The sequence below is a fragment of the Desulfovibrio sp. SGI.133 genome (genome assembly GCF_050313955.1).
Taxonomy (GTDB): Bacteria; Desulfobacterota; Desulfovibrionia; order Desulfovibrionales; family Desulfovibrionaceae; genus Desulfovibrio.
Genome location: NZ_JBNPMK010000011.1, coordinates 27,303 through 49,409 on the forward strand (window position 1 = coordinate 27,303; position 22,107 = coordinate 49,409).

21 protein-coding genes are annotated in these 22,107 nt (G+C 64.7%); 15 read left to right on the top strand and 6 right to left on the bottom strand.

Annotation, left to right across the window (positions count from 1 at the left end; translation table 11 throughout):
* The first annotated feature begins 189 nt into the window (after positions 1-189).
* The 7 genes from ACQRBR_RS11580 to ACQRBR_RS11610 all read left to right on the top strand — a co-directional run bounded on the left by ACQRBR_RS11580 (position 190) and on the right by ACQRBR_RS11610 (position 6,897).
* A complete protein-coding gene (locus ACQRBR_RS11580) occupies positions 190-1,176 on the top strand; it encodes a TOBE domain-containing protein (RefSeq protein WP_303880574.1) in 987 nt (328 codons plus the stop codon).
* 66 nt (positions 1,177-1,242) lie between these two features.
* Positions 1,243-2,064 carry a substrate-binding domain-containing protein gene (locus ACQRBR_RS11585; RefSeq protein WP_006006696.1) on the top strand — a complete coding sequence of 274 codons (822 nt, stop codon included), beginning with the start codon at positions 1,243-1,245 and terminating at the stop codon, positions 2,062-2,064.
* Between the two features lie 97 nt (positions 2,065-2,161).
* On the top strand, positions 2,162-2,857 hold the full coding sequence (locus ACQRBR_RS11590; RefSeq protein WP_006006694.1) for an ABC transporter permease: 696 nt from the start codon (positions 2,162-2,164) through the stop codon (positions 2,855-2,857).
* On the top strand, positions 2,854-3,504 hold the full coding sequence (locus tag ACQRBR_RS11595) for an ATP-binding cassette domain-containing protein (protein ID WP_427813022.1): 651 nt from the start codon (positions 2,854-2,856) through the stop codon (positions 3,502-3,504). Before ACQRBR_RS11590 ends, ACQRBR_RS11595 begins: the two co-directional genes overlap by 4 nt.
* 366 nt (positions 3,505-3,870) lie before the next feature.
* Positions 3,871-5,613 (top strand): aldehyde ferredoxin oxidoreductase C-terminal domain-containing protein, encoded by a 1,743-nt coding sequence (locus ACQRBR_RS11600; protein ID WP_040369641.1) that lies wholly within the window; start codon positions 3,871-3,873, stop codon positions 5,611-5,613.
* Between the two features lie 86 nt (positions 5,614-5,699).
* Positions 5,700-5,939: a MoaD/ThiS family protein gene (locus tag ACQRBR_RS11605; protein ID WP_300706137.1), complete on the top strand. Its 240-nt coding sequence runs from the start codon at positions 5,700-5,702 to the stop codon at positions 5,937-5,939.
* A 13-nt stretch (positions 5,940-5,952) separates the two neighbouring features.
* Positions 5,953-6,897 (top strand): HesA/MoeB/ThiF family protein, encoded by a 945-nt coding sequence (locus tag ACQRBR_RS11610; protein WP_300706138.1) that lies wholly within the window; start codon positions 5,953-5,955, stop codon positions 6,895-6,897.
* Between the two features lie 455 nt (positions 6,898-7,352).
* Here the strand turns inward: ACQRBR_RS11610 and ACQRBR_RS11615 are convergent, their stop codons facing one another.
* Genes ACQRBR_RS11615 through ACQRBR_RS11625 form a run of 3 tightly spaced genes read right to left on the bottom strand, consistent with a single transcriptional unit; the run spans position 7,353 to position 10,758 of the window.
* Entirely contained in the window at positions 7,353-8,573 is a 1,221-nt protein-coding gene (locus tag ACQRBR_RS11615; protein ID WP_427813023.1) for a DNA polymerase IV, read from the bottom strand.
* Between the two features lie 44 nt (positions 8,574-8,617).
* On the bottom strand, positions 8,618-10,336 hold the full coding sequence (locus ACQRBR_RS11620; RefSeq protein ID WP_301967686.1) for a cation:proton antiporter: 1,719 nt from the start codon (positions 10,334-10,336) through the stop codon (positions 8,618-8,620).
* Positions 10,333-10,758 carry a secondary thiamine-phosphate synthase enzyme YjbQ gene (locus ACQRBR_RS11625; RefSeq protein WP_412390385.1) on the bottom strand — a complete coding sequence of 142 codons (426 nt, stop codon included), beginning with the start codon at positions 10,756-10,758 and terminating at the stop codon, positions 10,333-10,335. The genes ACQRBR_RS11620 and ACQRBR_RS11625 overlap by 4 nt, the downstream gene beginning before the upstream one ends.
* Before the next feature lie 169 nt (positions 10,759-10,927).
* Here ACQRBR_RS11625 and sppA point away from each other — a divergent pair, with 169 nt between their 5' ends.
* Positions 10,928-12,019 carry a signal peptide peptidase SppA gene (sppA, locus tag ACQRBR_RS11630; protein ID WP_427813024.1) on the top strand — a complete coding sequence of 364 codons (1,092 nt, stop codon included), beginning with the start codon at positions 10,928-10,930 and terminating at the stop codon, positions 12,017-12,019.
* Between the two features lie 274 nt (positions 12,020-12,293).
* On the opposite strand, the gene ACQRBR_RS11635 is transcribed toward sppA, so the two are convergent.
* A complete protein-coding gene (locus tag ACQRBR_RS11635; RefSeq protein WP_168935833.1) occupies positions 12,294-13,064 on the bottom strand; it encodes a TlyA family RNA methyltransferase in 771 nt (256 codons plus the stop codon).
* Positions 13,065-13,519: 455 nt separating this feature from the next.
* Between ACQRBR_RS11635 and rpmE the strand changes: the two genes are divergently transcribed.
* The 3 genes from rpmE to prfA all read left to right on the top strand — a co-directional run bounded on the left by rpmE (position 13,520) and on the right by prfA (position 15,955).
* On the top strand, positions 13,520-13,732 hold the full coding sequence (gene rpmE, locus ACQRBR_RS11640) for a 50S ribosomal protein L31 (protein WP_040369638.1): 213 nt from the start codon (positions 13,520-13,522) through the stop codon (positions 13,730-13,732).
* Between the two features lie 129 nt (positions 13,733-13,861).
* Positions 13,862-14,848: a DUF1385 domain-containing protein gene (locus ACQRBR_RS11645; RefSeq protein ID WP_239463937.1), complete on the top strand. Its 987-nt coding sequence runs from the start codon at positions 13,862-13,864 to the stop codon at positions 14,846-14,848.
* A gap of 36 nt (positions 14,849-14,884) precedes the next feature.
* Positions 14,885-15,955, top strand: coding sequence for a peptide chain release factor 1 (gene prfA, locus ACQRBR_RS11650; RefSeq protein ID WP_006006658.1), 1,071 nt, complete (start codon positions 14,885-14,887; stop codon positions 15,953-15,955).
* A 132-nt stretch (positions 15,956-16,087) separates the two neighbouring features.
* Here the strand turns inward: prfA and ACQRBR_RS11655 are convergent, their stop codons facing one another.
* A complete protein-coding gene (locus tag ACQRBR_RS11655; RefSeq protein WP_204626445.1) occupies positions 16,088-16,414 on the bottom strand; it encodes a hypothetical protein in 327 nt (108 codons plus the stop codon).
* A 330-nt stretch (positions 16,415-16,744) separates the two neighbouring features.
* On the opposite strand from ACQRBR_RS11655, the gene truB reads away from it, so the two are divergent.
* The 4 genes from truB (at position 16,745) to ACQRBR_RS11675 (ending at position 21,431) form a co-directional block, all read left to right on the top strand.
* The gene (gene truB / locus ACQRBR_RS11660) at positions 16,745-17,671 is read left to right on the top strand and encodes a tRNA pseudouridine(55) synthase TruB (protein WP_006006655.1); all 927 of its coding nucleotides are present in this window, start codon (positions 16,745-16,747) and stop codon (positions 17,669-17,671) included.
* Positions 17,672-17,696: 25 nt separating this feature from the next.
* On the top strand, positions 17,697-17,966 hold the full coding sequence (rpsO, locus tag ACQRBR_RS11665; protein ID WP_040369636.1) for a 30S ribosomal protein S15: 270 nt from the start codon (positions 17,697-17,699) through the stop codon (positions 17,964-17,966).
* Between the two features lie 171 nt (positions 17,967-18,137).
* On the top strand, positions 18,138-20,426 hold the full coding sequence (pnp, locus tag ACQRBR_RS11670) for a polyribonucleotide nucleotidyltransferase (protein ID WP_427813025.1): 2,289 nt from the start codon (positions 18,138-18,140) through the stop codon (positions 20,424-20,426).
* A gap of 15 nt (positions 20,427-20,441) precedes the next feature.
* Complete coding sequence (locus ACQRBR_RS11675; RefSeq protein ID WP_303880591.1) at positions 20,442-21,431, top strand: hypothetical protein; 990 nt, start codon at positions 20,442-20,444, stop codon at positions 21,429-21,431.
* Between the two features lie 341 nt (positions 21,432-21,772).
* Here the strand turns inward: ACQRBR_RS11675 and ACQRBR_RS11680 are convergent.
* A partial coding sequence (locus tag ACQRBR_RS11680) for a hypothetical protein (protein ID WP_427813026.1) occupies positions 21,773-22,107 on the bottom strand: 335 nt, incomplete at its 5' end.

Sequence of the window (22,107 nt, forward strand, 5' to 3'; positions counted from 1 at the left end):
GCCATCCTGCGGACAGGAGCGGCGTGCGTGTCCGGCTGTCTGTTGCCGCTGCCCGCCGCCTGAGGGGATGGTCACCAAAACGTGGAAAAATCATTCCTGATTCTGCCAAAAACGTGACAAGAGCCGGGAAATGTCGTATGCCTTGCGCAGTCTTCGCGAGACGTTCAGCCCCTAAAGAGAGCCGCCGCAGTGTCCCATCTGACCCGAGAAAAACTGGAAGCCCTTTCCCGCTGCTGGGAGCAGTGGGAAGCCGAGGCCGCCACGCCCCAGCGCAAGGTGGCGCGTGCCCGGCTGCATCTGTTGTTCCTGCTGCTGCGCTACGGCGGCCTGCGCCTTGGCGAGGCGCTGGAGCTGGACGCCCGCAAGGATGTGGACACCGTGACCGGTATGGTGCATGTTCCGGGTCCCAACAGCCGGGACGTACTGCTGCCCCTGAGCGCCATGCGCCATGTGCGCCGCATCCTGAGCCTGCCCGAGGCCGAGAGCATGGGCAGGGACTTTTTGCACTTCGACCAAGGCTTCATCCGCAAGAGCTTTTATGCCGTGGCCCAGCCGCTGGGGCTGGACAGGGCCATGGTGGGGCCGCGCGCCATCCGCTACGCCCGCGGGCTGGAGCTTCTGGACCTGCATGTGCCGGTCAACCTGGTGCAGAAATTTCTGGGCCAGCAAAAGCCTTCGCAGATCGCGGCCTTCCTCAACTTCTCCGACGGCGCCGCGCGGCGCATGGTCCAGAACAAGACCCTGGGGCCCTCGTCCGGCACGGACCCGCTCTGCAATTCCTTTCTGGGCATCGTGGAGGACATCTCCGTGGGCATGCGCATGGCCTCGGTGAGCGTGCGCACCTTCGGCGACATGCGCCTTGGCGTGCAGTGCAGCACGCGCCAGTTCGTGCATATGGAGATCCACGTCAACCAGGTGGTCACCGTGCTGGTGGACCCGGAACAGATCGTGCTCTCGCGCAGCCGTGCCACGCTCAGCATGGGCAACTGCCTGCCCTGTACGGTGCAGAGCATCCACCAGGACCAGGTGGAGTCCTTCGTCTCGCTGGAACTGGGCGACGGCTCGCGCCTGTGCGCCACGGTGGAGACGCCGGGCCTGCTCCGGGTGGGCATCTACGAGGGCCAGAAAGTCTACGCCCATTTCCCGTCACGGGCCGCGCGCCTGTGTCTGGACTGATATTTCCCGCAAGGGGCCGCCGTTCCGAACCGGCGGCGCATCATCAACCAATCAAGGAGTCGCATCATGAAAAACCTGAAGAAACTGTTTCTGCCCGTGCTGGCCGCCGCCTTCCTGGCCGCTCCGGCCCAGGCTGCCGACACGCTGATGATGGCCACCACCACCAGCACCCAGGATACCGGCCTGCTGGAATTCCTGGCCCCCACCTTCCAGAAAGAGACCGGCATCGAGCTGAAATGGGTGGCCGTGGGCACCGGCAAGGCCCTGGAGATCGCCAAGAACTGTGACGCCGACGTGCTGCTGGTGCACGCCCCCGCCGCTGAAAAGGAATTCGTCAAGGCCGGTCACGGTATCGACCGCCGTCAGGTGATGTACAACGACTTCGTGGTGGTGGGCCCCAAGGCTGACCCCGCGGGCGTCAAGGGCAAGGACACCGCCGCCGCCCTCAAGACCATCGCCGACAAGAAGGCCTCTTTCGTGAGCCGCGGCGACCAGTCCGGCACCCACAAGGCCGAGCTCAAGCTGTGGAAGCAGTCCGGCCTCAACCCCGACAAGGAAGCCTTCTACATCTCCGCCGGCCAGGGCATGATGGCCACCCTGAACATGGCCGCTGAAAAGAGCGCCTACACTCTGACCGACCGCGGCACCTGGATCAAGTTCAACGCCCAGCAGGGCGCCAAGAACCCCCTGGCCATCGTGGTGGAAGGTGACAAGGCCCTGTTCAACCAGTACAGCGTCATCACCGTGAACCCCAAGCAGTGCCCCAAGACCAAGGCCGACCTGGGCAAGAAGTTTGAAGACTGGTGGGTGGCCCCCTCCACTCAGAAGCGCATCGCCGAGTTCAAGCTGGAAGGCAAGCAGCTCTTCTTCCCCAACGCCGGCAAGTAGCGTTTTCCGTCCATTGGCGGGGACGGTCTCCGGGCCGTCCCCGTTTTGTTTTTCGACCTCCCTCCACGGATTCCCTCCGTCGCATTCCTGGTGATCTATGGACTATCTGGTCAACGGCTTCTGGGCGGCCTTCGCCCTGCTGGCCAATATGGACGACGCCACCTTTTCGGCCATCACGGCCACGTTGGTGTCCACGTCCTACGCCATGGCGGCCTCGCTGCTCATGGGCCTGCCCATGGGCTTTGCCCTGGGCTATTGTGATTTTCCCGGCAAAAAGTTTTTGCGCCTTATCTCCGACACCCTGCTGGCCTTCCCCACCGTGCTCATCGGCCTGCTGGTCTATGCCTTCATCACCTATCGCGGCCCGCTGGGCGAATGGGGCCTGCTCTTCACCCTGCCGGGCATGGCCATCGGCCAGACCCTGCTGGCCCTGCCCATCGTGGTCTCGTGGGTGGCCCAGGCCGTGGAGGGCCTCGACCCCCGCTGCCGTCAGACCCTGCTGACTCTGGGCGCCCGGCCCCTGCAACTGGCCTGGCTGAGCCTGTGCGAAGTGCGCTTCGCCATCGCCATGGTCTGCCTGACCGCCTTCGGCCGCGTCATCACCGAGGTGGGCATCGCCATGATGCTGGGCGGCAACGTGCGCTACCATACCCGCACCATGACCACGGCCATCGCCCTGGAGACCAGCAAGGGCGAGTTCGCCCAGGGCATCGCACTGGGCCTGGTGCTGCTGTTCATGGCCTTTGCCATCAACGTGCTCATGACCTTCATCAAGCACCGGGGGCGCATATGAGCCTTTTGTACGAAATCCGCGGCCTGGTGCGCCGTTACGGTCGCGTGACCGCGCTGGACCTGCCCGCCCTGGGCGTGGACGAGCTGTGCATCCACAGCGGCCAGGTGCTGACCCTGGTGGGCTACAACGGCAGCGGCAAGTCCACCCTGCTGCGCCTGCTGGCCTTTCTGGAAGAGCCCGACGAGGGCCGCATCATCTATCATGGCGGCGAGGACCCGCGCCGCGAGGTGAGCCTGCTGCTCCAGGAGCCCTATCTGCTTAAGACCACCGTGTTCGAGAACGTGGTGCTGGGTCTGAAGCTGCGCGGCCGCCGGGACGGTCTGGAGGAAGCTTATCAGGCCGCCATGCGGCAGGTGGGCTTTGATGATCCCGACGCCATGCGCCGCCGCGGGCCCAACGCCCTTTCCGGCGGGGAGCGCCAGCGCGTGGCCCTGGCCTCGCGTCTGGTGCTGCGTCCGCGCGCCCTGCTGCTGGACGAACCCACCTCCAACGTGGACGTGCGCAGCGCCCGCGCCATCGCCGCCGCCGTGGCCCGGTGCCGGGCCGAGGGCGCGGCCATCGTCTGTTCCACCCACGATCCCGCGCTCATGCAGGCCCTGGGCGGGGAACAGCTCAAACTGGGCCAGGGCTGGAGCCTGGAAGGCTAGAGGCCGGACACGCTTTCGGACGGGGAAGACGGGTGTGATCCGTACCATTTCCTTGTCCGCCCCTCAGCGCTGGTAGTTCTTTTCAAGGATCGTGTACCGCTATTAAAAACACGCTTTTGTCACTGATTTGAATATCGGCAGGCAAAAGCGTGTTTTTTGTCGTGTTTTATGAAATTTTTTTAAGGATCAGCGCTTCAATGGCCGCATCCCTGCCGGAAGCGTGTCCGTTTTGGGGAGGGGCAGGGCCGGAAGCGTGTCTGTTTTTCCGTTTTCTTGACCAAATTTTTTCTGGGGGACTAAGGTGGGGCAAACTGGATGGATGTACTGCTGAACTGCCTTGTTTTGCATCAATCAAAGGAGAGTCTCATGTTCCGTTTCCTGCGGGTCAACATGGCCACCAAGACCTGTGTGTTTGAAGATATCCCTGAAGAATACGCCGGTCTGGGCGGTCGTGCCCTGACCTCCACCATCGTGGCGCGCGAAGTCAACCCCATCTGTACGCCGCTGGGCCCCCACAACAAGCTGGTGTTCGCTCCCGGCCTGCTGGGCGCCACCAACAGCCCCAACGGCAACCGTATTTCTGTGGGCTGCAAGAGCCCCCTCACCGAGGGCATCAAGGAAGCCAACTCCGGCGGTCAGCCCGGCGGCCATCTGGCCAAGCTGGGCATCATGGCCATCATCGTTGAAGACATGGCCACCGAAGGCGAATGGTGGCAGCTGGAACTGAGCAAGGACTCCGCCAAGCTGGTGCCCTCCACCGTGGCCGGCCTCAACAACTTCGACGCCGTTGCCAAACTGGTGGAGACCTACGGCGACAAGTGCAGCTATGTGACCATCGGCCGCGCCGGTGAGTTCAAGCTGACCGCCGCCAGTATCGCTTTCACCGACCGCGAGCTGCGTCCCATGCGTCATGCCGGCCGCGGCGGCGTGGGCGCCGTCATGGGTTCCAAGGGCCTCAAGGCCATCATCATCAACCCCGAGGGCGGCAAGAACCATCCTCTGGTGGATGAAAAGGCCTTCCGCGAAGCTTCCAAGCGCTTCGCCAAGGCTCTGACCGAGCATCCCATCACCGGCAAGGGCCTGGCCGAATACGGCACCGGCGTGCTGGTGAACATCCTGCACGAAGCCGGCGGTCTGCCCACCGCCAACTTCTCCGTGGGCCAGTTCGACAAGCACGAAGGCGTGTCCGGCGAGACCATGAACCGCCTGACCAAGGAACGCGGCGGCGAAGGTGCCGTGGCCCACGGCTGCATGAGCGGCTGCATCATCCGCTGCTCCGGCCTGTTCCCCGACAAGCAGGGCAAGTTCCAGAGCAAGTGGCCTGAATACGAGACCCTGTGGTCCTTCGGTCCCCACAGCGGCATCAGCGACATCGACGCCGTGAGCCGCTTTGACTACATGTGCGACGACATCGGCGTGGACACCATCGACGTGGGCGTGGCCGTGGGCGTTGCCATGGCCGGCGGCGGCATCCCCTACGGTGACGTGGAAGCCGTGAAGGCCGCCATGCAGGGCATCAGCGACGGTACCCCCCTGGGCCGCATCATCGGCTGCGGTACCGCCACCACCGGCCGCGTGTTCGGCGTGCGCCGCGTGCCTTGCGTCAAGGGCCAGAGCCTGCCCGCGTACGATCCTCGCGCCGTCAAGGGCGTGGGCGTGACCTACGCCACCACCCCCATGGGCGCCGACCACACCGCCGGTTACGCCGTGACCGCCAACATCCTGAGCTGCGGCGGCAAGGTGGATCCGTTGAAGCCCGAAGGCCAGGTGGAACTGTCCCGCAACCTGCAGATCGCCACGGCCTCCGTGGACTCCGTGGGCCTGTGCCTGTTCACCGCCTTCGCCATCCTGGACATCCCGGATGCCCTGGCCGCCATCGTGGACATGCTCAACGCCAAGTACGGCTGGCAGCTGACCGGTGACGACGTGGTCACCCTGGGCCAGCGCATCCTCTCCACCGAAATCGACTTCAACCGTCGTGCCGGCATCACCGAAGCCGCCGACCACCTGCCCGATTTCTTCGTGGACGAGCCCGTGGCCCCGCACAACACGACCTTCGACATCTCGCACGAAGAGCTGAAGACGGTCTTCAACTGGATCAAGAAGTAGCATAGACTGAGACCGGGCCCGCCTTTGGGGCGGGCCCGGATCGTCACACTTTTTCTTGACCGGCGGACGCCATCATCGGAGGCAGCATGAGCATACTCATCAAACTGAGCACGACCCTGCGGGACTATGTACCGGGATATGACCCAGAAGCGGGGATAACGCTTGATGCGCCCGAAGACGCCACGGCTGCCGATGTGGCAAGGATGGTGGGACTGCCGCTGGAAGAGATAAAAATCGTCATGATCAACGGGCGTCAAAAAGAGGTCCAGAGCAAGATATGCGACGGTGCTCGTGTGGCCTTTTTTCCTGCTGTCGGAGGAGGTTAGACGCCCGTTGATCATGACACCCATCACATCGCCATCCCCTGGGGAAGGGGAATGTTCCGCGGCGTTCCTGCCCTGGACAGCGTCCGGGATACGGGAGCGCCTCGGCGCGTTCCTGCACGGTGGCTCGCTGGCCTCATGGGCCGGGCCGCATGTGCTGCGCCGGGCTGCGGACGGTACGCCCTTCGTCAGCGGCACTGCCATCCGGCAGCTGGCCGCAGGGGCCGTCCTTCCCGAACGGGAGGTGATGGTCGCGCTCCTGCAAGACGGCATCTGGCCGGAACGCTTCCGTAGAAACTACGGTGTTTTTTCCGCTGATGCAATGGTTCGTCTGTTGCAAACTCGTGTCTTCGTGCTGGGCTGCGGTGGTCTGGGCGGGCATGTGGCCTCCCTGTTGGCGCGGCTGGGCGTGGGAGGCATGCGCCTGTGCGACAGCGACATCTTTGAGGAGAGCAACCTCAATCGTCAGTATTTCTGCACGGAAAGCACGCTGGGCCAGCCCAAGGCCGTGGCTACGGCGCGCGGTTTGCGCGATATGGCAGGCTATCTGGCCCTGGATGTGCGGCATGTGGAAGCGGACGAAAAAAATTTGCCGGACATGCTGCAAGATGTGGATGTGGCCCTGGATTGTCTGGACGACCTTGCGCTGAAAATGCTATTGGAAGAACGTTCCGCTGCGGCGGGGGTGCCGTTCGTACACGGCTCCGTGCTGCGGGCCGAGGGTTTCGCACGCGCGGCCCGTTCCGGGCGCCTGCATCTGCGGGAGCTCTACGCTTCCGGGCTGACCAGCGAGGAAGCGGGCAGCGCCCGCCACGAAGGCGTCATCGCCACGGCCCCGGCCGGGGTGGCCTGTCTGATGGTCTCCCTGTGCCTGCGCCTGCTGCTGCGGCCCGATGCCGGGGATTCGGCCCTGTTCCATGCCGATTTTTCCGTGCCGGAACTGGAACGCTTTGAATTTTAGTGCGCTCTGCCGGGCATCTCTTGTGGAGACGACCTGACAGCGCACACCATATTTCTCCACAGCCGACTACCTGCGCCCGACGCACAGGCGGGCAGGCAGTGCGGGGCTGCCTTGGGGGGCGGCCCGGCCGGAAGAATTCTCCTTCTTCCGGCCTTTTTTGTTTTTGTGGGGGAAGGGGCGGGTCGCCTGCGCGGCGGGCGGCAAGGATCGCAGTGCACAGGGACCGGACAGTCCACATGCGTGGGGCAACAGTTACTGGATCCTGGGCCGCTGTGAGATCCTGCAGGCACTCTACGTCTTATAGGAATGTCCTAGAGAACGACGCATGACAGGCCGCCTCGTCAGGGACGGCCTGTCTGGTAAAGCGCGCTGGGGAAGGGGAGGGGAGTTTGAGGGGAGGGGGAACCCCTCTCGCGCTAGGCGAGGGGTTCCCCCTCCCCTCACAAAACATCATCCTAATCATCGCCATCATCGCGTGGACGGAACAGGCGGCCGCGCTGGACGGCCTGCTTGCCGAATTTGTCTCGCAGGTTGTCCAGGGCGGCGTCCAGACGGCGGCGCCGAGCCTCCTGTTCGGGATCGCGGCCCTGCACGCCGCGGAACACGCCGGGCAGCAGCTCCTGGGTGGGGGCGTTGCCGAAACCGGACACGCCCAGGCCGATGAGCCGCACCGGCTGGGGCAGGGCTTCGGCTTCCAGCAGGGCGGTACCGGTCTCGTAGATGGTCTCGGTGCTGTTCGTGGCTTCGGGCAGGGTGCGGGAACGGGTGATCTGGCGGAAATCCGAAAACTTGATCTTGAGGGTCACGGTGCGGCCGCGCAGGCCGTGACGGCGCAGCGAGGCTCCCACGCGTTCGGCATGGCCGAGGAGCATGGTCTTGAGGAATTCCCGGTCGCGGGTATCGCGGGCAAAAGTGGTCTCGGCGCTTTCGCTCTTGGCCTCGTGTTCGGGCACCACCGGCCGGGGATCGATGCCCCGGGCCCGGGCGTGCAGCTCCCGTCCCCATTTGCCGAAACGCTGTTCCAGAAGCTCCGGGCTGTAGCGGCGCAGCTGTTCCACGCGGCGGATGCCCAGGGCCTCCAGCTCGGCCACCATGCGCCTGCCCACGCCGGGCAGACGGCGCACGTCCAGCCCGCCCAAAAAGCTGTCCACGTCGTCCGGGCGCAGGATGTAGATGCCGTCGGGCTTGTTGATGTCCGAACAGATCTTGGCCAGGAACTTGACCGGCGCCGCGCCCACGGAACAGGTCAGACCGCCGGTGACCTCGCGCACGCGGGCCTTGATGGCCGGGATGAGCTGCTCCACAGGGCCGAACAGGCGCTCCAGCCCGGTGGCGTCCAGATAGGCCTCGTCGATGCTGGCCGGTTCCACCAGCGGGGAAAAATCCTGCAGGGCGGCCATGATGCGGCCGGATATCTCCACATAACGCCGGCGGTTGCCGCGCACGAAGATGGCCTGCGGGCACAGCCGCCGGGCCGTGGTCATGGGCATGGCCGAATGCACGCCGAAGCGTCGCGCTTCATAGGACGCGGTGGAGACCACCCCGCGCGTCTCGCCGCCGATGATGACCGGCTTGCCGCGCCATTCCGGGTGATCCATCTGCTCCACGGAGGCGAAGAAGGCATCCATGTCCAGATGCAGGATGATGCGGGGGAAAGGATCAGGCAAGGACCGCATGGGGCATCCTTTGCCGGGCCGCCGGCAGGACGGCCCGGCGGCGATCAGCGTTTTTGCGTCGCGGGGCCTTCGTCGAAGACTTCGCGCACGCGTTCCAGTTCCGCTTCCAGCCCGGTACGTCCCACGCCCAGATCGTCCAGCAGGAAGCGGGACATGCTCAGGGCCACCTCGCGTTCGCCGCTGAAGGCGCCAGCCACGCCCATGTTGCGCAGGCTGTCGGCCTCGCTGGCAAAGGGCGTGTTGACGAAGATGCGCAGATCCGGGTTGATGGCACGGGCGATGGGCACCACTTCCCTGGCCGGGATGGCCGGGGCCGAGAGCAGCAGGGCCTGCGCCTGTTCCAGGCCGGCTTCGCGCAGCACTTCGGCCTGGGTGGCGTCGCCATGGACGGCCGGACGCCCCAGCCCGCGCAGGCGGCGGACCGTATCGATATTGGCCTCCACCACCACAGGCAGCATGCCGTGCGCCCGGACGATGCGGCACAGGCTGCGGCCCACGGGGCCAAAGCCCACGACCACCACACGCGGCAGGCCGTCGGCATCGGCCTGCCCGTGCTCCATGCGGGGCAGGCGGGCGCCCAGGCCCAGGCGTCCCAGCAGGCGGGTCAGGGCACCCGCGCGCCGGAAGAGCAGCGGGTTGAGCGTGATGGAGAGCAGGGCCGCCGGGATGACGGCGTTGCTGATGCTGCTGTCGAACAGGCCGAAGCTGACCCCCAGCGCCACGAGGATGAAGGTGAACTCGCCTATCTGGCCCAGCGAAAGGCCCACGGAAACGGCCAGACGCAGCGGTTTGCGGGCCACGAGGCAGACCAGGAAGGCCAGCAGGGGCTTGAGCAGCACGATGACGCCCAGGGCCAGCAGGAAGAGGGGCCATTGTTCCAGCAGGGCGGCGGGGTCGAAAAGCATGCCCACGGACACGAAGAACAGCACCGCGAAGGCATCGCGCAGGGGCAGTGCCTCGGCGGTGGCACGGGCGCTGAAATCGGACTGGCCCACCACCATGCCCGCCAGGAAGGCCCCGAAGGCCATGGACGCGTCGAAGAACAGGGCCGAGCCCACGGCGATGCCCAAGGCCAGCACGATGACCGCCAGCGTGAACAGGTCACGGGTGCCCGTGCGCGCCACATAGCCCAGCAGGGCGGGGATCAGGCGCTGTCCGGCCACGAGGGTGAAGGCCGTGAGCGCGGCCAGCTTGAGCAGGGTCTTGCCCAGTACCCACCAGATGTTGCCATCCCCGGCGCCCAGGATCACGGGCAGGAGCACCAGCAGCAGGATGGTGAACAGGTCTTCCACCACCAGCCACCCCAGGGCCACATGGCCGGCAGGAGTATGCAGCACATGGTTGTCGGCCAGGACGCGGGTGAGCACCACGGTGCTCGCCACGGAGACCGACATGCCGAAGACCGCGCCCGCCCAGAGGGAAAAGCCCCAGAACTGGAGCAGGAACATGCAGGACAGGGTCGTGAGCGTGATCTGCACGGTAGCCCCGCCCAGGGCGATGCCGCGCACGGCCAGCAGGTCTTTGAGGTGGAAGTGCAGGCCCACGCCGAACATGAGCAGGATGATGCCGATCTCGGCCAGTTGCGAGGCCAGCCCCGCGTCGGCCACGAAGCCCGGCGAATGCGGCCCCACCAGGATGCCCGCCAGCAAGTAGCCTACCAGAGGCGACAAACGGAGCTTCTGGGTCACGAAGCCCAGGACGAGGGCTGCGCCCAGGCCACCGGTGAGGGTCAGGATCAGGGAGATGTCGTGCGGCATGCTCATGGGCGCGTGCCGTCCTCCTCACCGGGGAGCCACCGGGCCCAGAGCGTGCGCTGCCGGGGACCGTCGCCTTCGCACAGATAGACGGACTGCCAGCGGCCCAGCTGCAACTGGCCGTCCTCCACGATGAGCATCAGGCTGGGGCCGTGCAGGGTGGTCTTGATGTGGGCGTCGCTGTTGCCTTCGGCGTGGTCGAAGCCCGCGTCCTGCGGCACCATGGCGCTGAAAAAGCGCACCATGTCGCGGCGGACGTCGGGATCCGCGCCTTCGTTGATGGTCAGGCCGCAGGTGGTGTGCGGCGAGAAGAGCAGCAGGGCACCGTTGCGGCGGCCCTGCCGGCGGCCGCGGGCCACCAGCTCCCTGACCTGGGCGGTGATGTCGCGCATTTCGCAGCGGCTGCGCGTGGCCACGGACAATGTCTCCATGATGGCTCCTTGTCTTTCCTGAGGGATGGGCTTAGGGTCTGGACGTATCTCCCGCCTGCCGCACGGCACGTCCCGGTGCTTCGCGGCCGGCGTGTCCTTGGAGCCTGTCCCGGTGGGGACAGGGGCCGCGTTTTGCGGCCGTCCCGGCATTTTTTACCCGAACACTCCCATGCAAATCAATGATCCCGAACGTACCCGGCAGGCTGCGCCCGATCCGCACCTGGATGCTCCCGAAGCCGACGACTTCACGGAACACCCTTTGAGCATGACCGGCGAGGCCCCGGCCGGCAAAAGCGCCCGCGGCAGCAAGGGCGCCGCGGCTGCGGCCCCCTCCTTTTCCTGCTCCGCGTCCTGCCCGCTTTCGCATGTGCCGCAAAAGGCCTGGCTGCACCTTTTCCGGGTGCCTTTCCGCAAACGTCACCCTGTCATTTTCTGGGGCCTGCTGATCCTGCTGCTGGGCGGCGTCGCGGCCTTCCTGGTCTCCCAGGCCACCGGTCTGGGCAGCGAGCGCATCGCCCTGGTGCGCGTGACCGGCCCCATCATGGACATCGACGCCCAGCTGCGCTGGATCGACAAGCTGGGCCGTATGCCCGGCGTCAAGGGCGTGCTGGTGCGTGTGGATTCCCCCGGCGGCGGGGCCGCTGCCTCGCAGGAACTGTATGAGGCCCTGGCCCGGCTGGGCAAGGACAAACCCATCGCCGTCAGCATGGGCAGCACGGCGGCCTCCGGCGGCCTGATGGTCAGCATGGCGGGCAGGCGCGTCTTCGCCAATGCCTCCACCGTGACCGGCTCCATCGGCGTGCGCATGGACATCCCCCAGATCCGGGGCCTGCTGGACAAGCTGGGCCTCGGCCGCCAGACCCTGACCACAGCGCCCTACAAGGACGCCGGTTCCATGCTGGAACCGCTCACCGCCGATGAAAAGGCCTATTTCCAGGGCGTGCTCAAGGACATGCACGAGCAGTTCGTGGACATCGTGGCCCAGGGGCGCCATATGGATCGCGCCCGCGCCGCTCGCCTGGCCACGGGCAAGATCTTCACCGGCCGTGAAGCCGTGGAGCTGGGCCTTGTGGACGAGCTGGGCGGCCAGCAGGCCGCGCACCGCTGGCTGGCCGATACCTGCAAGGTCCCCGTGGACCGGCCCCTGCTGACGCCCCCCAGCGAAGACGAATGGTGGGAAAAGAGCCTCAAGACCTGGTTCGGCCTTGATGCCGATGCCCTGCTGGGCCGTGAGGCCCCGGCTTTCCTGTACAGCTTTTAGGAAAAACGGGACGGTGACAAGGCCTCGGAAAAGCTCTGCTGCCTGCCGCCGGTAGTCCGGTGAACGCAAACGGCCCTGCCTCCAACAGAGGCAGGGCCGTTTTATCATCTGTAGCGGTCGTCATGGAGCCTTGCTGATGCCAGAGGGCGCCCTGCTTTCCCCATTCCCCAATAAAACGCGCTGGGGAAGGGGAGGGGAGTTTGAGGGGAGGGGGAACCCCTCTCGCGCTGGCAGAGGGGTTCCCCCTCCCCTCAAAAAGAACTCACCGTTCCGGTCAGGGCCGGGCGAAAAGGGCCATGTATTCCTGGTTGCCCTTGGGGCCCTTGATGGCGGCGGGCAGCACGCCCCGGCTTTCCAAATGCAGGTTCTCGGTGCAGAAGCGGACGATCTTGTCCACGGCACGCTGGCGGGCGGCCTCGTCGCGTACCACGCCCTTGACGGTTTCGCCGGGGCCCAGTTCGAACTGGGGCTTGATGAGCACGGCGGCCAGACCGCCGGGCTTGAGCCAGGTCATGCAGGGCGGCAGGATGAGCGTCAGGGAGATGAAGGACACGTCGGCCACCACCAAGTCCACGGGCTCGGGGATGAGCTCGGGCGCGGCGGCGCGCAGGTTGACGCCTTCCAGATTGATGACGCGCTCGTCGGCACGCAGCTTCTCGTGCAGCTGGTTCTTGCCCACGTCCACGGCATAGACGCGCGTGGCGCCGTGCTGGAGCAGACAGTCCGTGAAGCCGCCGGTGGAGGCACCGGCATCAAGACAGACCATGCCGCTCACGTCGAGCTTGAAATTGTCCAGGATGGTCAGCAGCTTGTAGGCGCCGCGACTGACGAAGCGCTCCTGCCCCAGCAGCTCGAAGACCGTGCCCTCGGGATAGGGATGCCCGGGCTTGTCCACCTTTTGGGGCGGGGCGCCGGGGGGCAGTCCTTCGGAGGAGAGCGCCACCTTGCCGGCCATGATGAGACGGCGGGCCTGTTCACGGCTTTCGGCCAGGCCCTGCATGAAGACCAGTTGATCCGCGCGCTGGCGGGCGATTTTTGCACACATGGCCGCACTGTAGCCTGTCGGCCCGGCGCTGGCAACCGGCCCCGGGCGGAGGGGCCGGCCGGGCCCGCCGACATGGGCGGAGCGTATCCGTTTTTTCGGTGGGTATTACCGGCGTGGGCCCCGTGTGACGGGATCGGCGGTGGATGTCCCTGCCCCCATCTTCGTCTGGATGGTCTCCATCGTGCCGTGGAGTCCTTCCGGCTGTGCCTGCCGGGGCACGAGCTTCGCCTGTTGTCGGCTGTCCGCAGCAAACGTCCTTATCTTCGGGCCCCTGCCGTGACGGACGGTCCGGCCTTGCCCGGAGCGGGAAAAAACTCCGGGAAAACGTCCTTCCGCCGGGGCAGGGGACTTGCCAAAGCTGCGTTTATGGGCTATTGATTTGGGCCCTGATGCGCAAAAGCCGCGCAGAAGACGACTATTGACGGCATATGCCGTTGCCATACGAGGTAAGGATCATGAAGAAAGATATCCATCCCAAGGTGTTCAACGCCACCATTACCTGCGCTTGCGGTAATCAGGAACAGGTGCTCTCCACGAAGGGCGAAGAAGTGCACGTCGAAGTGTGCTCCGCCTGCCATCCCTTCTTCACCGGCAAGCAGCGCTTCCTGGATACGGCCGGCCGTATCGACCGCTTCCGCAAGAAGTACGCCAAATTTGAAAAGAAGTAGGCGCTGCCGCGCAAGCGGTGTGCTGCCCCGCGTCTGCTGGACGCGAACGTTATCCCACCTCTGGCGGAGGCGTTGGAATCTTTGGTTTCACGCTCCCGCCGGAGGCTTGGCGTTTTTTTGAGGGAGTCTATGCGCCTGTCCCGTCTTGTTTCCCTGATGCTGACGGCCGGCTGCCCCACCGTGGGCGGGCAGGCTGTTCTGGAAGGCGTCATGATGCGCAATGGTGACGCCTACGCGCTGGCCCTGCGCCGTCCCGACGGCGAGATCGTGGCCCGGCGCATGCCCTGGTTCTCGCTGACACGGCATCCCTGGCTGAAAAAGCCTTTCGTGCGCGGCTTTCCCGTGCTCATCGAGACCCTGGTCAACGGCATCAAGGCGCTCAACCGTTCCGCGGAACATCAGGCCGAAGGCACCGAGGAAGAGCTCAAGGGCTGGCATCTGGTGCTGACCCTGCTGCTTTCCCTGGCCATGGCCGTGGGCCTGTTCGTGGTCGTGCCGCACCTGCTGTCGCTGCTCATGCAGTGGCTGGAGCTGGGCGGCGGGGTGGAAGGGCTCACCTTCCATCTGTGGGACGGCCTGTTCAAGTGCCTGATCTTCATGGGCTATATCTGGGCCATCTCCTTTGTGCCCGATATCCGGCGCGTGTTCCAGTATCATGGCGCGGAGCACAAGGTCATCCATGCCTTCGAAGCCGGGGGCGACGTGGACGCCGCCACGGCGGCCCGCATGAGCCGCCTGCATCCCCGCTGCGGCACCACGTTCCTGCTGTTCGTCATCAGCATCTCCATCATCCTGCATGCGGTGCTGGTGCCCCTGCTGCTGTTCATCTACTGCCCGGAAGGGGCGGTGGCCAAGCAGGCATTGACCATCGTGTTCAAACTGCTGCTCATGGTGCCCATCAGCGCGCTGGCCTATGAGCTTATCCGTTACGCTGCCCGCATGCCCGACGGCTTCATGGCCACGCTGCTGCGGGCCCCCGGCCTGACCCTGCAGCGCATGACCACGGCCGAGCCCGACGAGCGCCAGCTCGATGTGGCGGTGGTGGCCCTGCGCGAAGCCCTGGGCGCCCAGGCGGGTGACAATATCATCACGGCTCCCTACCGGCGCGACGCCTAGTCGCCCCGGCGGGGCCATACATTTTCTGGAGTTCGCATGTTTGCCAAGCTGGAAGGTCTTGAAAAAAAGTATATGGAGCTTGAACAGGCGCTTGCCCAGCCTGACGTCTACAACGACCAGGATCAGTACCGCAAGCTGACCAAGGCGCATGCGGACCTGCGCGACGTGGTGGAACTGTTCCGCCGTCATCGCAGCCTCACGCAGGAACTGGAAGAAAACAAGCAGCTCCTGCACGACAGCGATCCGGACATCAAGGCCATGGCGCAGGAAGAGATCGCCGCCGCCGAAGCCGAGCTGCCCGAGCTGGAGCACAAGATCAAGGTGTTGCTGCTGCCCAAGGACCCGCTGGACGAAAAGAACACCATCCTTGAAATCCGCGCCGGTACCGGCGGTGAAGAAGCGGCCCTGTTCGCCGCCGACCTTTTCCGCATGTACACCCGTTATGCCGAAATCAAGGGCTGGAAGGTGGAGATCATGAGCGAATCCCCTTCCGACAGCGGCGGCTACAAGGAAATCATCTGCCTCATCTCCGGTGACCGCGTGTACAGCCATCTCAAGTTCGAGGCCGGTACCCACCGCGTGCAGCGCGTGCCCGCCACCGAGACCCAGGGCCGCATCCATACTTCCGCCGCCACCGTGGCCGTGATGCCCGAAGCCGAGGAAGTGGACGTGGAGATCCGCCCCGAAGACCTGCGCATCGACATCTACCGTGCTTCCGGTGCCGGCGGCCAGCACGTCAACAAGACCGAGTCCGCCGTGCGCATCACCCACATCCCCACCGGTACCGTGGTGACCTGCCAGGACGAACGCTCGCAGCACAAGAACAAGGCCCGCGCCATGAAGGTGCTGGCCTCCCGTATCCTGGCCGCCGAGCGTGAGCGCCAGAACAGCGAACTTTCCGCCGACCGCAAGGCCCAGGTGGGCTCCGGTGACCGCTCCGAGCGCATCCGCACCTACAACTTCCCCCAGGGCCGCTGCACGGACCACCGCATCAACCTGACCCTGTACTCTCTGGACCGCATCATGGAAGGCGAAGTTGAGCCCCTGTTCGAGGCTCTGGCCACCGCCGCCCAGACCGAGGCCCTCAAGGCCGAGGCCGAAGCCTAGGCCCGCAGACGATTTTCCGAAAAGAGAGAACGGCCCGTCGGATGCTTTCCGGCGGGCCGTTGCTATTGGAGGCAGGGGCCTGTGCAGGTTTTCCGGCGCAGGGATGCCCGGGCCTGCTGCGGATGCCCCGCCCTAGCGGCAGAAGAACGTCGTGTCGCGGGCATATCTCCCGTAGCCGTGGTGCCGGGTCATGTCGTAGGCCGCGACGGCCGCGACCAGCAGGACGGCCGCCACCAGCAGGGGGACCACCAGCGAGCGCATGCCCAGGTAATGGCGCAGGGGCTTGCTGTTGATGCCCATGTGCAGCAGGGCCGCTACCATGAAAGCCACGCCGAAATATTTGTGCAGATGCATGACGGTGCGCGAATCGAGGTGGAGCAGGATCAGCCCTCCGGTCAGGATGAGCACGACGGACGTGATGAGAAGAGCGATGCTGACTATCTGTCTGTAGTTGTTCATGGTCTGCCCCCATACTGGCTTGGATGCCGGATGCTACATCAATGCGGATGGCGGGTACAGGCTTTCGGTTGGGCCCGGGGCACGGTCCGACAAGCGGTCGCGCGGGGGATTCCGCGCGCATTCGGTTGGTCCGGCGGCCGTGTGTGGCATCCCCGTAAAAGTCCGGCAAGGCGGGCAGCGCAGATAGCCTTCCCGGACAGTTCCTGCCCTGCGGCACGGCCGTTTCCCCACAAATCTCTTGACCTTTGGCCCGCAACAGGCTATTGCCTGCCGCCATATGCCTGCGCTTTTGACTTCATGCCGCAGGCTTGCTATCATTATTTGTTGCGTATGACCGAACAGACTTCCACCGCCGCACGCAAACCGGCGCCGCTGCCCCAGCTGGACGGCGTCCTGGTGCTCAACAAGCCTTCCGGCCCCACGTCGGCCCGCTGCCTCTCGGCGCTCAAGCGCCTGGGCCAGCGCAAGATCGGCCACGCGGGCACCCTGGACCCCATGGCTTCCGGCGTGCTGCTGGTGCTGCTGGGACAGGGCACCAAGATCGCCTCGCACCTTTTGGCCGACGGCGGCAAGGTCTACAGCGGCCAGTTGCGCCTGGGCCTCACCACCGATACCTGGGACATCCAGGGCGAGGTGCTGACGGAATCCCCGTGGCAGCAGGTGACCGAAGCCGATGTGCGCGCCGAGGTGGCCCACTGGCTGACCCTGCATGAGCAGGAAGTGCCCGCCTATTCCGCGGCCAAGCACGAGGGACAGTCCCTCTACAAGCTGGCGCGCAAGGGCAAGGAAGTGCCCAAAAAGGTCAAAAGCATGGAAATTTCGCAAGCGGACGTGCTCGAGGTCGAGCTGCCGTTTGTACGCTTTCGGGTCGCATGCAGTTCCGGCACCTATATACGCTCCCTGGCCCACAGCTTGGGGATGCGACTGGGATGCGGAGCCGTGCTCACGGAACTGACCCGGGAGTACAGTCACCCCTTCGGTCTCGAAGTGGCCTGCGGACTGGACGAACTGTCGGCCGATCCGGGCCTGCTGGTGAAGCACCTGCGCCCCCTTGCCGAGGCGCTGCCCCACTGGCCGGTGCTGGAGCTGGACGAAGCCGCCGAGGCCCGCATCCGTAACGGCATGGCCATCCCCTGCCGCGACGATGTGGGCGACAAGGCGCTTTTGCAGCGTCAGGGCATGCCCCTGGCTCTGGCCCGTCGTTCCGAAACGCCCCAGGGTCCCTGCTGGACTGTGCTGAGGGGCCTCTGGAATTAACTTACATCCGTAAAGGAGAACTGCTGTGGCTATGGACGCTGAACAGAAGAAAGTGGTTATCGACGCTCACGCCAAACACGAAGGCGACACCGGCTCCCCGGAAGTGCAGGTGGCCCTGCTGACCGCCCGCATCGAAGGCCTGACCGGTCACTTCAAGGTGCACAAGAAGGACTTCCACTCCCGCACCGGTCTGCTGAAGCTGGTTGGCCAGCGCCGCAAGCTGCTGAACTACCTGAAGAAGAAGGACATTCAGCGTTACCGTGCGCTGATCGCCAAGCTCGGCCTGCGCAAGTAATTACGATGGTTTGAGAGGGGGGGCCAAGCCCCCCCTTTTTGCAATCTCACCTCACGACAACATTTAGCAGGAAGGGGGGTCCGGGAAGACCGGGCAGCACCCGTGGCCCAAGGCCGCACAGCGGGGCGCTGTTGCCCGCTTTTGCCGGAATCCCCTTCATACGAGGTCCACATGAACCAGGATATCTTCAATCCTACCCGCGTCACGGCCACCGTGGGCGGCAAGGAAATCATTTTCGAGACCGGCCGTCTGGCCAACCAGGCTCACGGCGCCGTCTGGGTGCAGTGCGGCGGCACGGTGGTGCTGGTGACCGTCTGCTCCCAGCCTCTGGAGTTCGACAAGGGCTTCTTCCCCCTCACCGTGGAATATTCCGAAAAGATGTACGCCGCCGGCCGTATCCCCGGCAGCTTCTTCCGCCGCGAGATCGGCCGTCCCTCCGAGCGTGAGACCCTGGTCTCCCGCCTCATCGACCGTCCCATCCGTCCCCTGTTCCCCAAGGGCCTGAACGAAGACGTGCAGGTGCTGGCCAGCGTCATTTCCGCCGACCAGGAGAACGAGTCCGACGTGCTGGCTTTGACCGGCGCTTCCGCCGCCGTCATGCTCTCGCCCCTGCCGTTCGAAGGCCCTGTGGCCGGTGGCCGCATCGGCCGCATCGACGGTCAGTTCGTGCTCAACCCCACCTTTGAAGAGCAGGAGCGCAGCGACCTGAACATCGTGTTCGCCGCTTCGCGCGATGCCCTGACCATGGTGGAAGGTGAAGCCACCTTCGTGCCCGAAGACGTCATCATCGACGCTCTGGAATGGGGCCGCAAGGAGATCCAGCCGCTCATCGACGCCCAGCTCAAGCTGCGTGAACTGGCCGGCAAGGAAAAGATGCCCTTCACCCCCCATCAGGACGATCCGGTGCTGGTGGCCCGCGTGCAGGAACTGGCCCGCGAGGCCGGCATTGAAGAAGCCCTGCGCGTGCCCGAAAAGCTGGCCCGCAAGGACGCCCGCAAGGCCGTCAAGGACAAGGTCATGGAAGCCCTGCTCAATGACCCCGCCTGGGCCGAGAGCGAAGCCCTGAAGGAAGTGGGCGAGATCATCGGCGACCTGGAAAAGAAGATCGTGCGTGCCCGCATCGTCAACGAAGGCGTGCGCATCGACGGCCGCGACACCAAGACCGTGCGCCCCATCCAGATCCAGACCAGCGTGCTGCCCCGCGCCCACGGCTCTGCCATCTTCCGCCGCGGCGAGACCAAGTCCCTGGTGGTGACCACCCTGGGCTCCTCCACCGATGAACAGCGCATGGACAGCCTGAGCGGCGACGTGACCAAGCGCTTCATGCTGCACTACAACTTCCCGCCCTTCAGCGTGGGCGAAGTGAAGCCCGTGCGCGTCTCCCGCCGCGAGATCGGCCACGGCGCCCTGGCCGAGAAGTCCCTGCGTCCCGTCATGCCGGCCGACGCCGACTTCCCCTTCACCGTGCGCGTGGTCTCCGAGACCGTGGAATCCAACGGTTCCTCTTCCATGGCTGCCGTGTGCGGCGGCTGCCTCTCCCTCATGGATGCCGGTATCCCCATCAGCGCCCCTGTGGCCGGTGTGGCCATGGGCCTGATCAAGGAAGGCGACAAGTTCATCGTGCTTACCGACATCCTGGGCGATGAAGACGCCCTGGGCGACATGGACTTCAAGATCGCCGGTACTGCGGAAGGCGTCACCGGCGTGCAGATGGACATCAAGATCACCGGCCTGACCACCGACATCATGCGTCAGGCCATGCAGCAGGCCCACGAAGGCCGCCTGCACATCCTGGCCGAGATGGCCAAGGCCCTGCCCGAGCCGCGCAAGGAACTGTCGCGCTACGCTCCCCAGCATGCCGAGATCTTCGTCAATCCTGACATCATCCGTCTGATCATCGGCCCCGGCGGAAAGAACATCAAGGCCATCACCACCGCCACCGGCGCTTCCGTGGACATCGAAGATTCCGGCCGCGTGTCCATCTTCGCCCCCACGGCCGACGCCCTGGAAAAGGCCCGCGAGATGGTCACCTACTATGACCAGCGTCCCGAACTGGGCAAGAACTACACCGCCAAGGTCAAGAAGATCATGGAGATCGGTGCCATCGTCGAAGTGCTGCCCAACGTGGAAGCCCTGGTGCATGTCTCCCAGCTGGACGTGAACCGCGTGGAACAGCCCGGCGATGTGGCCCGTCTGGGCGAAGACATGGTGGTCAAGGTCATCGAGATCAACGGTGACCGCATCCGCGCCAGCCGCAAGGCTGTGCTGCTGGAAGAACAGGGCCATCCCTGGAACCCCGAAGAGACCGCCCGTCCCCAGCGCGATCGCGGTGACCGCGGCAATCGTGGTGACCGTGGCGATCGTGGCGGCCGTCGTGAACGCGGTGACCGTGGCGATCGTGGCGGCCGTCGTGAACGCGGCGACCGTGGCGACCGTGGCGGCAGGGGCGACCGTCGTTAATCGGAGGCACGAGCCATGACCAAGAAGAGCAAGGCCGAACAGGTCGAAGAAAAAGTGCAGGACGCTGCTCCCGCTGCCGAACAGGCGGAACAGATGGAAGGCGCCGACGCTGCCCGTCAGCCCTCGGAAGAAGAGCTGAAGGCCATGCTGCGCGGCGAGAACCGCCAGCATGACGAGGCCCTGGGCGATGCTTGGGCCGTGCTGCTGGGCCAGAACCCCATGGCCGTCATGCCGCAGGTGGTGGGCACGGTGCTGCACGATGGCGGTACCCGCCCTGCCTGGCAGTGGAAGCGCAGCGGCAAGGAATACGTGCTCATGGCCTGGCCCAAGGACCAGCCGTCGCGTGCTGCCGTGCTCATGCAGGCTGACGAAGGGGAAAAGTTCAAGCCCCTGTCCGCCGTGCCTTTCCTGGAAGGCCTGCCCAATGACCTGACCGTGGAAGACATCCATCCCTGGAGCCAGGGGGGCGGTGCCAACGTGGCCGTGAGCATGATCGAGGGCAAGAACCCCATGTGGTTCTATGATCCTCTGTATCTGCGCGACAAGGACGACCTGACCCCCGGCGTCACCCAGACCTTCCTGCTGTCCGGTCTGGCCATCGCTCTGCGCAAGGCCCTGCTGGATGACGTGAACATCACCCAGGGGCCCCAGTATGAAGCCTGGGCCGCCCAGTGGCTGGCCGAGAATCCCGGCAAGACCCGTCTGGACGTGCCGCCTCTGAAGATCTCCATGACCGGCCGTCAGCTCATCATGCCCGGCCGCCGCTTTGCCGAATACCAGGTGCGCACCAAGGTGGAGCGCGTGGACGACGTGAAGCTGGAAAAAATGGACATCAAGGTCCTGTACGTGCGCTTCCCCTTCGACCAGCGCCCGGACATGGTGCTGCCCATCTACGCCAGCAAGATGGTCCTGCGGGATTACGAGCCCCAGGAAGGCGATGAAGTGGATGCCTATGTCTGGCTGCAGGGCCGTGTCATCGACATGGATGAAAGCCCCGCGCAATAATCCTGCCCCCTAGGAACTGATGAAGGCGCCCTGCTGCAAGGCAGGGCGCCTTTTTTATATGCTTGGCGAGAGTCCTGAAAACTGTGATATCGTCAGAAAAATCCATGTGTTCCAGTAGTCCTGGAGTGCTTCGTGAACACGGATGCACAGGCAGAGAAAGAGAGGGATATGCCAATTCAGGCATGGCGGCTGTCCACACCGGCAGGATACGGGCTTGCCTGTGGCAGCAAGAGGACTTCATGGCTGTGGCGCGCATCTCGGATTGTCTGAAAAAGCTCCTTCCGTACTATTCGGCTTTTGACGGCTGCCCTTCTGTTGTTTGCAGGATGCTGACACTTATTTCATATCATAATGTTTTTATTTGATTTATCCGTACCGTAAATATATTGTATGAAAAATGTCATGAAGTGCTTTACTTTTTCTGGGGGAAGACGTACTGTCACAAACAGCTGGTTGAAAAACAGAGCTGCACGACGCGGAAGCGCCTTTTTGACGGTTCGAAAACATTTTTTCGATTTTTTGCGGAAAAATGCTTGACGATGGGATCGAAAAGGCGCATAAAGCCGTTCGCGCCAACGAGCCGGCCACGTCCGAAAGGGCGACGGGAAAAGGAATTTTCCCGGATGGCAAAAAAGTTCTTGACGCGGGTTTGAAAATGAGACATAAGTCTCCCTCG

Excerpts from the sequence above, each read along its gene's own strand:
- ACQRBR_RS11645 (WP_239463937.1), top strand. The coding sequence starts at position 13,862 with ATGCGCCTGTCCCGTCTTGTTTCCCTGATGCTGACGGCCGGCTGCCCC.
- ACQRBR_RS11605 (WP_300706137.1), top strand. The coding sequence starts at position 5,700 with ATGAGCATACTCATCAAACTGAGCACGACCCTGCGGGACTATGTACCG.
- ACQRBR_RS11585 (WP_006006696.1), top strand. The coding sequence starts at position 1,243 with ATGAAAAACCTGAAGAAACTGTTTCTGCCCGTGCTGGCCGCCGCCTTC.
- pnp (WP_427813025.1), top strand. The coding sequence starts at position 18,138 with ATGAACCAGGATATCTTCAATCCTACCCGCGTCACGGCCACCGTGGGC.
- ACQRBR_RS11625 (WP_412390385.1), bottom strand. The coding sequence starts at position 10,758 with ATGGAGACATTGTCCGTGGCCACGCGCAGCCGCTGCGAAATGCGCGAC.
- truB (WP_006006655.1), top strand. The coding sequence starts at position 16,745 with ATGACCGAACAGACTTCCACCGCCGCACGCAAACCGGCGCCGCTGCCC.
- ACQRBR_RS11620 (WP_301967686.1), bottom strand. The coding sequence starts at position 10,336 with ATGAGCATGCCGCACGACATCTCCCTGATCCTGACCCTCACCGGTGGC.
- ACQRBR_RS11590 (WP_006006694.1), top strand. The coding sequence starts at position 2,162 with ATGGACTATCTGGTCAACGGCTTCTGGGCGGCCTTCGCCCTGCTGGCC.
- prfA (WP_006006658.1), top strand. The coding sequence starts at position 14,885 with ATGTTTGCCAAGCTGGAAGGTCTTGAAAAAAAGTATATGGAGCTTGAA.
- ACQRBR_RS11615 (WP_427813023.1), bottom strand. The coding sequence starts at position 8,573 with ATGCGGTCCTTGCCTGATCCTTTCCCCCGCATCATCCTGCATCTGGAC.
- ACQRBR_RS11595 (WP_427813022.1), top strand. The coding sequence starts at position 2,854 with ATGAGCCTTTTGTACGAAATCCGCGGCCTGGTGCGCCGTTACGGTCGC.
- ACQRBR_RS11600 (WP_040369641.1), top strand. The coding sequence starts at position 3,871 with ATGTTCCGTTTCCTGCGGGTCAACATGGCCACCAAGACCTGTGTGTTT.
- sppA (WP_427813024.1), top strand. The coding sequence starts at position 10,928 with ATGCAAATCAATGATCCCGAACGTACCCGGCAGGCTGCGCCCGATCCG.
- ACQRBR_RS11675 (WP_303880591.1), top strand. The coding sequence starts at position 20,442 with ATGACCAAGAAGAGCAAGGCCGAACAGGTCGAAGAAAAAGTGCAGGAC.
- ACQRBR_RS11610 (WP_300706138.1), top strand. The coding sequence starts at position 5,953 with ATGACACCCATCACATCGCCATCCCCTGGGGAAGGGGAATGTTCCGCG.
- ACQRBR_RS11635 (WP_168935833.1), bottom strand. The coding sequence starts at position 13,064 with ATGTGTGCAAAAATCGCCCGCCAGCGCGCGGATCAACTGGTCTTCATG.
- rpmE (WP_040369638.1), top strand. The coding sequence starts at position 13,520 with ATGAAGAAAGATATCCATCCCAAGGTGTTCAACGCCACCATTACCTGC.
- ACQRBR_RS11655 (WP_204626445.1), bottom strand. The coding sequence starts at position 16,414 with ATGAACAACTACAGACAGATAGTCAGCATCGCTCTTCTCATCACGTCC.